The sequence below is a fragment of the Kitasatospora sp. NPDC093558 genome, assembly GCF_040683475.1.
Taxonomy (GTDB): Bacteria; Actinomycetota; Actinomycetes; order Streptomycetales; family Streptomycetaceae; genus Kitasatospora.
This window is the reverse complement of record NZ_JBFBDY010000205.1, coordinates 1-10,567: the sequence shown is the minus strand read 5'-3', so window position 1 is coordinate 10,567 and position 10,567 is coordinate 1. Positions and strand designations below refer to the sequence as shown.

Genomic DNA, 10,567 nt, shown 5'->3' with positions numbered 1-10,567 from the left:
GGCCCGCCCGGTGCCGTGCGGGGCCACCCTGGACGCCGAACTGCGCCGCGCCCTCGGCGAGTTCCTCGCCCCCGTGCTGGCCGCGTTCCGCCCCGAGGTGCGCCGCGGGCCGCGCGTGCTGTGGGCGATGGCCACCGACGCCGCGGTCGAAGGGCTCTGGTACGTCGCCGGGCTGCTCGGCGAGGCGGAGCGGGCGCGGGCGCGGGCCGAACTGACCGCCCTGCTGGATCCGGCCACCCCGGCGTGCGCGCCCGGCGCGGCCGGCACCCCCGCCCCGGGCCCGTCCCCCTTCACCCCGGACGCCGGTTTCGCCGCAGCGGCCCCCCGCCCCGGCGGTCCTTCGGGTACCGACCGGGCCCGCGCCAGCTGCTGCCTCGTCTACACCGCGGAGCCCGCGGCGATGTGCGGCGGCTGCCCCCGCGTCACGCGGAATTGACGAAAGGACGTGCGAGAAGGAATCCGGAAAGCCCGGAATTCCAGGAAACGTCCGCCACAAATTCATACGACAATGCGATTGAGTCGGGGTCAGAAATCCCTCTACTCAGCGCATTGACCGCGAATCGGCCATTCCCCCGGCGAGCATCCGTCATGATGGTCCCCGCCATCACGACGCAGGAACGCGACGCAGGAAAGCGAGGCTGGTTCCGGCGATGAAATTGTCCGACATACCGCTCGGCTGGGCCGTCACCGGAGGCGTGGGGCTGCTGGTCAGCGCCATCCTCCTGGCCCTGGCCCGGAGCCGGGGATCCGCCGCCGCGGGCACGGATACCTGGGAGCGTTCCGAGGAACGGCGCCGCCGCAAGGAATCCCTGTACGGGGGTGCCTCCTACACGCTGCTGTTCTGCTGCGCCGCCGTCGCCGCCGCGCTCTCCTTCCACGGCCTGGTCGGCTTCGGGGTGCAGAATCTGAACCTCTCCGGCGGCTGGGAGTACCTGGTGCCGTTCGGGCTCGACGGCGCGGCGATGTTCTGCTCGGTGCTCGCGGTCCGCGAGGCCAGCCACGGCGACGCCGCCCTCGGCTCGCGCCTGCTGGTGTGGCTGTTCGCCGGCGCGTCCGCCTGGTTCAACTGGGTGCACGCCCCGCGCGGCTTCGGCCACGCCGGCGCCCCGCAGTTCTTCTCCGGGATGTCGCTCTCGGCGGCCATCCTGTTCGACCGGGCGCTCAAGCAGACCCGCAGGGCCGCCCTGCGCGAACAGGGGCTGGTGCCCCGGCCGCTGCCGCAGATCCGCATCGTGCGCTGGCTGCGCGCCCCACGCGAGACGTACGCGGCGTGGTCGCTGATGCTCCTGGAGGGCGTGCGCAGCCTCGACGAGGCGGTGGACGAGGTCCGCGAGGAGAAGCGGGAGCGGGCGGCGGAGAAGGAGCGCCGCAGGCTCGCCGGCCGCCGGGAGCGCGCGGAGATCCGGGCGATCAGCCGCAGCAACGGCGCCTGGCGCGGCGGACGCGGCGGCGGCGCCCGCCAGTTGGAGTCCGCCGGTTCGGAGCCCGCCATAGCCGGCGGGCCCGGGCCCGAGCGGTCCGCGGGCCCCCGCGAGGTCGAGGGCGCGGCCGAGGGCACCGTGGTGCAGCCCGGTCTCCCGGCCCGCCCGGAGCGGCGCACCATCGACCTCACCGCCGACGAGGACACCGTGACGCTGCCCCGGCTGGACTCGCTGGAGCAGAAGCTCAAGGACCTTGAGCAGCAGTTCGGCTAGCGCCGTGGCCGGGGCACAGCGCTAAGCGGCCGTGGCCGTGGCCCCGCTGAGTTCGAACCACATGCGTTTGCCGGAGCCGCGCGGCTCGACGCCCCAGGCGTCCGCGAGGGCCTCCACCAGCATCAGGCCGCGGCCGGAGGAGGCCTGTTCGCCCGGTGTGCGGCGGGTCGGCCACAGGTCCGACTCGTCCTCGACCTCGACCCGCAGCCGGGCCCGGCCGCCGTCGGAGGCCGGCTCCCGGTAGAGGCGGGCGGTGAACATCGCGTCCCGGTCGGTGTGCCGGATGGCGTTGGTGACCAGCTCGGAGGAGAGCAGTTCGGCGGTGTCGATGAACTCGGCGACGCCCCAGCGGCGCAGCGCGTCGCGCAGTTCGGCCCGCACCTCGGCGATGCGGGCGAGGTCGGCCTGGCCGATCCGGCGGCGCAGCTGCTGGGCGGCCAGGCCGCCCGCCGGGCCGTCCCAGCGCAGGAGCAGCAGCGCTATGTCGTCCTCGCGCTCGCTGGAGTCGGCGGCCTGGGAGGCGATCCGGTCGGCGAGGTCCTCCAGCGGGTCGCGGGCGGCCTCCTCGGCGGGCGGGAGCGGCTCGGCGAGCGCCCGGGTCAGCCGGGCGACGCCCTCGTCCAGGTCCATGCCGCGGGACTCGACCAGGCCGTCGGTGCACAGCAGCACCGTCTCGCCCGGGTCGAGGCTGAAGCGGGTGACGCGGTACTCCTGGTCCGGGTCGATGCCGAGCGGCAGGCCGCCGGCCACCGGGACGACCGCGGCGGTGCCGTCCGCGCGGCGCACCACCGGGTCGAGGTGGCCGGCCCGCACCGCGTACACGACGCCGTAGTCCACGTTGACCTCGGCGTAGGTGCAGGTCGCGAAGTGGTCGGTGTCGAGGTCGGCGAGGAAGCGGGAGGCGCGGGCCATCACGGCGGCCGGCGGGTGGCCCTCGGCCGCGTAGGCGCGCAGCGCGATCCGCAGCTGGCCCATGATCCCGGCGGCGTGCACGTCGTGGCCCTGGACATCGCCGATGACCAGGCCCACGTGCCCGCCGGGCAGCGGCACGACGTCGTACCAGTCGCCGCCGATCTGCAGGCCGGAGCCGGCCGCGAGGTAGCGCACGGCCGTGGTGACGCCCGGCACGGACGGCACGGTGCGCGGCAGCATCACCCGCTGCAGGCCGGCCGCCAGCTCGTGCTCGGCGTCGTGCAGCCGGGCCCGGGCCAGCGACTGGGCGACCAGGCCGCCCAGCGTCGACAGCAGGGTCCGCTCGTCGGCGTCCAGTTCGCGCTCGTCGTCGAAGCTGACCACGCACACGCCGATCGCCCGGCCGCTGGCCACCAGCGGCAGGTAGGCCCAGGAGCCGCGGCCGTTGCGGCTGGTCGGCTCCCACACGTCGGGGTAGGCCGCGCGGTACTCGTCGCGGGAGGAGACGAACACCGGCGCGCGGTGGCGCAGCGCCTCGGCCGCCGGGTGGCCGGCCGGCAGCAGCGTGCGGTCCCAGATGGCGAGCGCGCCGGGCCGGTAGCCGGAGGCGCCGAGGATCTGCGCCCGCCCGGCCTCGAAGGCGGCGAGCACCAGGCCGTCCGGCGGCAGCCCGGGCAGCGGCAGCTCGGTGAAGACCCGGGCGACGTCGCGGACGGTGACCGCCTCGGACAGGGCGCGGGCGGCCTCCTTGATGAAGCGGGAGCGCTCCTCGCGCAGCAGCGCGAGCCGGTCGGCGCGGTCGCGCTTGTGGAGTTCGACGGTGGCGTCCCAGACGAAGCCGACCATCCGGGAGGCGCGCCCGAAGGCGTCCGCGAGCACCCGGCCGCGGAAGCGCACGGCGCGCATGGTGCCGTTCGGGCCGACCGTGCGGTAGTAGGCGCCGCACTGGCCGAGCTCGGCCACCGCGCGCTCGACCCGGCGGCGCACGACGGGCGCGTCCTCGGGGTGCAGCAGGGCCAGGAAGGCGGCGGCGGTGCGGTCGAAGGCGTTCTGGGCGAGCTCGTCCAGGCCGATGATCGCGCAGGCGCGCGGGTCGCCCTCCAGCACGTCGCGGCGGATGTCCCAGTCGAAGGAGCCGATGCCGTTGGCGGCCATCGCGGGCTCCAGCCAGTCCGGCATGGAGTCGCCGGCGGCGGACGGCAGCCCGCCGGGCAGCATCGGCGCCAGGCGGCCTGCGGCGGCCCCGGGCGCGGTGCGCAGCGAGCGCCGGCGCACGGCCTGGGCGGGGGGCTTCGCCCGGCCCGTGCCCATGGTCGTGGGTCCGGGTGAGCCGGCGGGCGGGTCGGCCGTGGACGCACCGGGAGGAAGCGCCGGCCCCGGCGACTCGGGCTCAGTGGGCATGCTGCTCCTGCCGCTGCCGTGACGGACCCGCCGACCGTCCGGCCGGACCGCGTGGCGATGTGATGGGTGGTGCTGGATCGGACGGTGCCGACCTGCGGCGCTCAGTCGAGGTACCGTCTCCCCGCTGCTCTCCGCACGTGGTCACACATTCCCACCATCCTGGCCAATGTTCGGCCGAGCGGCAATGGCAACGGGCCGGAAATATTCCGTCCCGCCTTCTGTTCAGGGCGTCCTTCGGCGACGAATGAACCGCATCCGAACTATTCCGCGGGCGGGCCGCACGCCCTCGGCGTCATCCGTGGCGGACCGGCGCACGAGCGCACCGCCGTACGGGCGTACCGGCGTACCGGCGGCTACGGCGTCGCGAGCTCGAACCAGGTGACCTTGCCGTCGCCGCGCAGCTGGACGCCCCACGCGTCCGCGAGCGCCTCGACCAGCAGGAGCCCGCGCCCCGAGGTCGCGTACTCGGCGTCCGGGTCGCGCCGGCGGCCGGGCAGGCGGGTCGCGCCGTCCTGCACCTCGATCCGCAGCCGGTGGTCGGTGCCGAGCACCGCGTCGAACACCGCGCCCTTGCCGGTGTGCAGCAGCGCGTTGGTCACCAGCTCGGAGGAGAGCAGCTCGGCGGTGTCGGAGAGCTCCGGCACCCCCCAGTGGCTCAGCGCGCTGCGCAGCCGGTGCCGGACCGAGCCGACCGCGACCAGGTCGGCCGGGTCGAGCGTCAGGTGGAGCCGGCGGTGGAGCGCGCAGCCGGGGGCGGTGGCGCCCGGTACGGCGGTGCCCGTGCTGGCGGCCGCCCCCTGGACCGGCCCGGACCGGTAGGCGTCGCCCGAACTCGTCCGCTGCCGCGGGAATCGCGACTGACCGTCCATCACCACATGCCCCCGCCCTCGCATCCGGGCCCCCGGGCCGGATCCCCCGCCCGCCGGGTGGCCCTCCTCGTTCCGACCACCATCCTCATGCCCAGCTGACGGCGTTTGCAACAGTGTGCGTCCGATCACGTGGGGTGAAAGGGGCACGGGGAGGTTCGCGTGATCCAACTGCCCGCGCCGGACGGGTTTGCGAAGCGCAGAGCCCGCATTCGAGCCCTCCCTCCGCCGATCCCGCGCACACCCGGCGCGCGGAACCGTGCCCTCCCCGCGCCGTGCGCCGGACCGTTCAGCGCCCGAGCCCGCCTCCCGCACTCCCTCCCACACCCCTTTCCCCGCCGCCGCCCGCGCCTGGCTCACCCCGTGCGCCATCCCGGCGAGCCGAACCGGCGCGCAGCCGCAACGCTGGACAGGGCGGCCCCGGCCGGGTTCAATGACCCGAGAAGTTTGAACGACGTTCTAAACCTCACCCCGAACATGCCAGAGCATCCCCGAGCCGACCCCCCGCCTGCCCGAGGGACCCGACGACCCGCGAGCGAGGAACCGTGCGACTGACCCCCACCGAGCGGGACCGGCTGCTGATCTTCACAGCAGCCGAGCTGGCCCGCGCCCGCCGAGCCCGGGGCGTGCGCCTCAACATCCCCGAGGCCACCGCCCTGATCGCGGACACCGTCTGCGAGGCCGCCCGCGACGGCCGGCGCCTCGCCGAGGCCATCGAGGCCGGACGCAGCGTGCTGAGCGCCGACGACGTCCTGCCCGGCGTCCCCGACGTCGTCACCGTCGTCCAGGTCGAGGCCGTGTTCGACGACGGCACCCGCCTCGCCGTCGTCAACGACCCCTTCAAGGGCGCGGGATCCCTCGGCGACGAGGCCCCCGGCGGCGCCCTCGCCGGCGACGGCGCCGGCTACGACCCGGTCGAGGAGACGCTCCTGCTCCCCGTCCACAACACCTCCGACGTACCGATCTCGGTCACCTCGCACTTCCACTTCTTCGAGTCCAACCCGCGCCTGGCCTTCGACCGCGCCGCCGCCTACGGCACCCACCTCGCCGTCCCGGCCGGCTCCTCGGTGCGCTTCGACCCCGGCGCCACCGTCGAGGTCGGCCTCGTGCCGATCGGCGGCGAACGCGTCGCGATCGGGTTCGCCGGACTCGTGGACGGCCCCCTGGACGCGCCCGGCGCCAAGGAGGCCGCCCTGGCCAAGGCCCGCGCAACCGGCTACCTGACCGGCTTCGACGACTCGGAGGTGCCCTCGTGAGCAGCATCACCCCGCACGACTACATCTCCGTCCACGGCCCCCGCGCCGGGGACCGCGTCCGGCTCGGCGACAGCGGCCTCATCGTCCGCGTCGAATCCGACTCCCAGGCCCCCGGCGAGGAGTTCCTGGCCGGCTTCGGCAAGACCGCCCGCGACGGCCTCCACCTCAAGGCCGCCGCCGTCCGCGACACCTGCGACGTCGTCATCAGCAACGTCCTCGTCATCGACGCGATCCAGGGCGTCCGCAAGACCTCCATCGGCCTCATCGACGGCCGGATCGCCGCCATCGGCCGCGCCGGCAACCCCGACACCCTCGACGGCGTCGACGTCGTCGTCGGCACGGGCACCACGATCGTCTCCGGCGAAGGCCTCATCGCCACCGCCGGCGCCATCGACACCCACGTCCACCTGCTCTCGCCGCGGATCATGGAGGCCTCGCTCGCCTCCGGCGTCACCACGATCATCGGCCAGGAGTTCGGCCCGGTCTGGGGCGTCGGCGTCAACTCCCCCTGGGCGCTGCGCCACGCGTTCAACGCCTTCGACGCCTGGCCGGTCAACATCGGCTTCCTCGGCCGCGGTTCGTCCTCCGACCCGGCCCCACTGGTCGAGGCCCTCGCCGAGGGCGGCGCCTCCGGCTTCAAGGTCCACGAGGACATGGGCGCCCACACCCGCGCCCTGGACACCGCACTGCGCGTCGCCGACGAGTACGACGTCCAAGTGGCCCTGCACACCGACGGGTTGAACGAGTGCCTGTCCGTCGAGGACACCCTCAAGGTGCTGGAGGGCCGCACCATCCACGCCTTCCACATCGAGGGCTGCGGCGGCGGACACGTCCCCAACGTCCTCAAGATGGCCGGCGTCCCCAACGTCATCGGCTCCTCCACCAACCCCACCCTGCCGTTCGGCCGCGACGCCCTCGGCGAGCACTTCGGCATGATCGTCTCCGCGCACGACCTCAAGGTCGACCTGCCCGGCGACGCCGCCATGGCCCGCGACCGCATCCGCGCCGGCACCATGGGCGCCGAGGACGTCCTCCACGACCTCGGCGTCATCGGGATCACCTCCTCCGACGCCCAGGGCATGGGCCGCGCCGGCGAGACCGTCCGCCGCACCTTCGCCATGGCCGGCAAGATGAAGGCCGAACTCGGCCCCCTCGACGGTGGCTACGGCACCACCGAGGGCGGCGACGACAACGAGCGCGTCCTGCGCTACATCGCCAAGCTCACCATCAACCCCGCCATCGCCCACGGGCTCTCCCACGAGGTGGGCTCGATCGAGGTCGGCAAACTCGCCGACATCGTCCTGTGGCGCCCCGACCACTTCGGCGCCAAACCGCAGCTCGTCCTCAAGGCCGGCTTCCCCGCCTACGGCGTCGTCGGCGACCCCAACGCCTCCACCGACCGCTGCGAACCCCTGGTCCTCGGACCGCAGTTCGGCGCCCACGGCGCCACCGCCGCCGACATCTCGGTCGCCTTCGTCGCCCAGGCCGCCGCCGACGGCGCCTACCTCGACCGCCCCGCCGACGGCCTGCCCACCCGCCGCCGCCGCGTCGGCGTCCGCGGCACCCGCGGCATCGGGCCGCGCGACATGGTGCGCAACGCCCGCCTCGGCCACGTCGAGGTCACCGAGACCGGCCTGGTCTCGCTCGACGGCTCACCGCTGCGCTCCGAACCGGCCGACAGCGTCTCGCTCAGCCGCCTCTACTTCCTCTGATCCTCTTAGGACTACGTGATGACCTCCCCCACGCCCGCCTCCCTCGGCTACCGCATGCCCGCCGAATGGCACCCGCACGACCGCACCTGGATGGCCTTCCCGACCACCAACCCCACCTTCGACACCCCGGAGAACCTGCACGCCGGCCGCGAGGCCTGGGCCGCCGTCGCCAACACCATCGTCCGGTACGAGCCGGTGACCCTCATCGTCAACACCGGGGAGACCGCCGAGGCCCGTAAGTACGTCTCCGAGCAGGTCGAGATCGTCGAACGCCCCCTGGACGACGCCTGGATGCGCGACATCGGCCCGTCCTTCCTGATCGACGGCAAGGGCTCGCTCGCCGCCGCCGACTGGATCTTCAACGGCTGGGGCGCCCAGTCCTGGGCCCGCTGGGACAAGGACCAGCACATCGCCGAGCACATCGGCGAGCTCACCGGCGTCCGGCGCTTCGTCTCCCGCCTGATCAACGAGGGCGGCGGCATCCACGTCGACGGCGAGGGCACCGTGCTCGTCACCGAGACCGTCCAGCTCGGCGAGGGCCGCAACAGCGACTGGACCAAGGAGCAGGTCGAGGCCGAGCTGCACGCCTTCCTCGGCACCACCAAGGCCATCTGGCTGCCGCGCGGACTCACCCGCGACTACGACGAGTTCGGCACCCGCGGCCACATCGACATCGTCGCCTCCTTCGTGCGCCCCGGCGTCGTCGTCGCCCACGTCCAGCCCGACCCGGCCCACCCCGACCACGCCGTCTGCCAGGAGCTCGTCGCCATCCTGCGCGCCTCCACCGACGCGCAGGGCCGCCAGCTGGAGGTCGTCGAACTGCCCGCCCCCACCGTCCTGTTCGACGAGGACGGCGAGCCCGTCGACTACTCCTACATCAACCACTACGTCGCCAACGGCGCCGTCATCCTGTGCGGCTTCGACGACCCCCGCGACCAGGAGGCCGCCGACATCCTCGGCGAGGCCTACCCCGGCCGCACCGTCGAACTCGTCGACGCCCGCGGCATCTTCGCCAACGGCGGCGGCATCCACTGCATCACCCAGCAGCAGCCCCAGGCCTGACCCCCGGCTACCGGAGCGGGGCCCGCCCGCCCCGCTCCGGTAGCGTTCGGTCCTTCCGGACCCCACGACCTCCGCTGCGCACCGAGGGAGAGCACGACAGATGGCGGACGCCCGCCCGCGCCGACCGGCGCGCCCCCGCGAGGAGGTCTTCGCCACCGCCCGCGCCGCGATCGCCGAACACGGGCTCGCCAAACTCACCATGGCCGGGCTCGGCAAGCAGCTCCAGATGAGCGCCGGGCACCTCCTCTACTACTTCGGCAGCAAGGACCAGCTGCTGCTGGAAACCCTCCGCTGGAGCGAGGACCAGCTCGGCGCCCGCCGCCACGAGGCCCTCGCCGACCACGCGCTCGACCCGTGGCAGCGCCTCGACGCCTACCTGCGCCTCTACCTCCCCGAGGGGCCCGGGGACCCGCGCTGGATCCTGTGGATCGAGGTGTGGGGCCGCTCCCCCGCCAGCGCCGAACTCCGCCAGGGCCAGCAGGACATCGAGGCCCCCTGGCAGTCCGACCTGGCCTCCCTCGTCGACGAGGGCAGCGCCGCCGGCCACTTCACCCCCGGGCCCACCGCCGACCGCGCCACCCAGATCCGCGCGCTCCTCGACGGGCTCGCCGTCCCCGTCGCCCTCGGCCTCCCCGGCGCCCGCCTCGACGCGGCCCTCGCCCACGCGGCGGCGGTGGCGGGGATCCTGCTGCGGGCGTGAGGACCCCCTACTCCGTCTACTCCGCCTACTCCGTCCAGACGGCGGCGGCCGTGCGGTCGTCCGCGTAGCCCTTCGCCCGGACCTGCACCTGCCGCAGGAAGTCGACCGTGCCCGGCGGGTGCGGGTGCGCCCAGTGCGCGGACAGGAAGTGGGCGACGGCCGGCTCGTCGGCGATCGGGTCCGCCAGGCCCGGGGTGCAGAGCAGCAGGATGTCGCCCGGGGTCGCCGGGACCAGCCGGAAGCGGAACGGCCGCGGCTCCGGCACCGGACCGTCCGCCACCGGCGGCACGCCGTCCGGGTGGTGCAGCAGCCGGGCCGCGTAGGCGTCGATCCAGTGGCCGGAGCGCAGCAGGTACAGCCCGCCGGGGCCGATCCCGAACGCCGCCCGGTAGCCGGCCGCCGGGTCCAGCGACACCATCAGGCAGTGCAGCGACGCCGGGGACGGACCGTCCTCCTCGCCCGTCGCCAGCGCCCGCAGCGGGGCCGCGGCGCCGGTGACCAGCCGCTGGAGGCCGTAGCGGAGCCGGTCGCGGGCGCCGTCGCGCAGGTCCGCGGCGAGGCCGGCCCGGCTGCGGCCGATCGCGGCGGCCAGCTGCCGGCAGGCCTCGCCGGCCGCGGTGGCGACCGACCCGGGCGGGACGTCCTCGTCGGCCGTCGAGCGGTCGAAGCCGCCGAGCACGGCGAGCAGCAGCCCGTCCGGTCCGTCGCCGAAGCGCGTCACCAGCAGCGCGTCCCGCCGCGGCTCGCCCCGGTAGCGGGCGGAGTCGCCGCGCACGGACACGGCCCGCAGGACGGACGGCCCGTACTGGGCGCCCTCCAGGACGGTGTCCGGCACGACGGACCCCAGCGAGCCCGGGTCCGCCTCCGGCACGGCCGTCGGCTCCGGCCCGTACGTCGGCGGGCGCTCCCCCACGTGCGGCACGGCGGCGGCCAGCGGCGGGCGGGCGACGGGGCGGGGGGAGGG

At 74.8% G+C, this 10,567-nt stretch carries 9 protein-coding genes; 6 read left to right on the top strand and 3 right to left on the bottom strand.

Annotation, left to right across the window (positions count from 1 at the left end; genetic code table 11):
• Both AB0O00_RS19995 and AB0O00_RS19990 read left to right on the top strand, forming a co-directional pair.
• Positions 1-436 (top strand): (2Fe-2S)-binding protein (locus tag AB0O00_RS19995; protein ID WP_363653558.1); only part of this gene is annotated, 436 nt, incomplete at its 5' end.
• A gap of 214 nt (positions 437-650) precedes the next feature.
• Positions 651-1,694 (top strand): DUF2637 domain-containing protein, encoded by a 1,044-nt coding sequence (locus AB0O00_RS19990; RefSeq protein WP_363653556.1) that lies wholly within the window; start codon positions 651-653, stop codon positions 1,692-1,694.
• Positions 1,695-1,715: 21 nt separating this feature from the next.
• Here the strand turns inward: AB0O00_RS19990 and AB0O00_RS19985 are convergent, their stop codons facing one another.
• Both AB0O00_RS19985 and AB0O00_RS19980 read right to left on the bottom strand, forming a co-directional pair.
• Positions 1,716-4,007, bottom strand: coding sequence for a SpoIIE family protein phosphatase (locus tag AB0O00_RS19985; protein WP_363653554.1), 2,292 nt, complete (start codon positions 4,005-4,007; stop codon positions 1,716-1,718).
• A 353-nt stretch (positions 4,008-4,360) separates the two neighbouring features.
• A complete protein-coding gene (locus tag AB0O00_RS19980; RefSeq protein WP_363653552.1) occupies positions 4,361-4,876 on the bottom strand; it encodes an ATP-binding protein in 516 nt (171 codons plus the stop codon).
• Between the two features lie 542 nt (positions 4,877-5,418).
• Here AB0O00_RS19980 and AB0O00_RS19975 point away from each other — a divergent pair.
• From AB0O00_RS19975 to AB0O00_RS19960, 4 genes are all read left to right on the top strand, one after another.
• Positions 5,419-6,129 carry an urease subunit gamma gene (locus AB0O00_RS19975; RefSeq protein WP_363653550.1) on the top strand — a complete coding sequence of 237 codons (711 nt, stop codon included), beginning with the start codon at positions 5,419-5,421 and terminating at the stop codon, positions 6,127-6,129.
• Between the two features lie 5 nt (positions 6,130-6,134).
• On the top strand, positions 6,135-7,841 hold the full coding sequence (locus AB0O00_RS19970; protein WP_363653560.1) for an urease subunit alpha: 1,707 nt from the start codon (positions 6,135-6,137) through the stop codon (positions 7,839-7,841).
• 18 nt (positions 7,842-7,859) lie between these two features.
• Complete coding sequence (locus AB0O00_RS19965; protein WP_363653548.1) at positions 7,860-8,903, top strand: agmatine deiminase family protein; 1,044 nt, start codon at positions 7,860-7,862, stop codon at positions 8,901-8,903.
• Positions 8,904-9,003: 100 nt separating this feature from the next.
• Entirely contained in the window at positions 9,004-9,603 is a 600-nt protein-coding gene (locus AB0O00_RS19960) for a TetR/AcrR family transcriptional regulator (protein WP_363653546.1), read from the top strand.
• 25 nt (positions 9,604-9,628) lie between these two features.
• On the opposite strand, the gene AB0O00_RS19955 is transcribed toward AB0O00_RS19960, so the two are convergent.
• A partial coding sequence (locus tag AB0O00_RS19955; protein WP_363653544.1) for a protein phosphatase 2C domain-containing protein occupies positions 9,629-10,567 on the bottom strand: 939 nt, incomplete at its 5' end.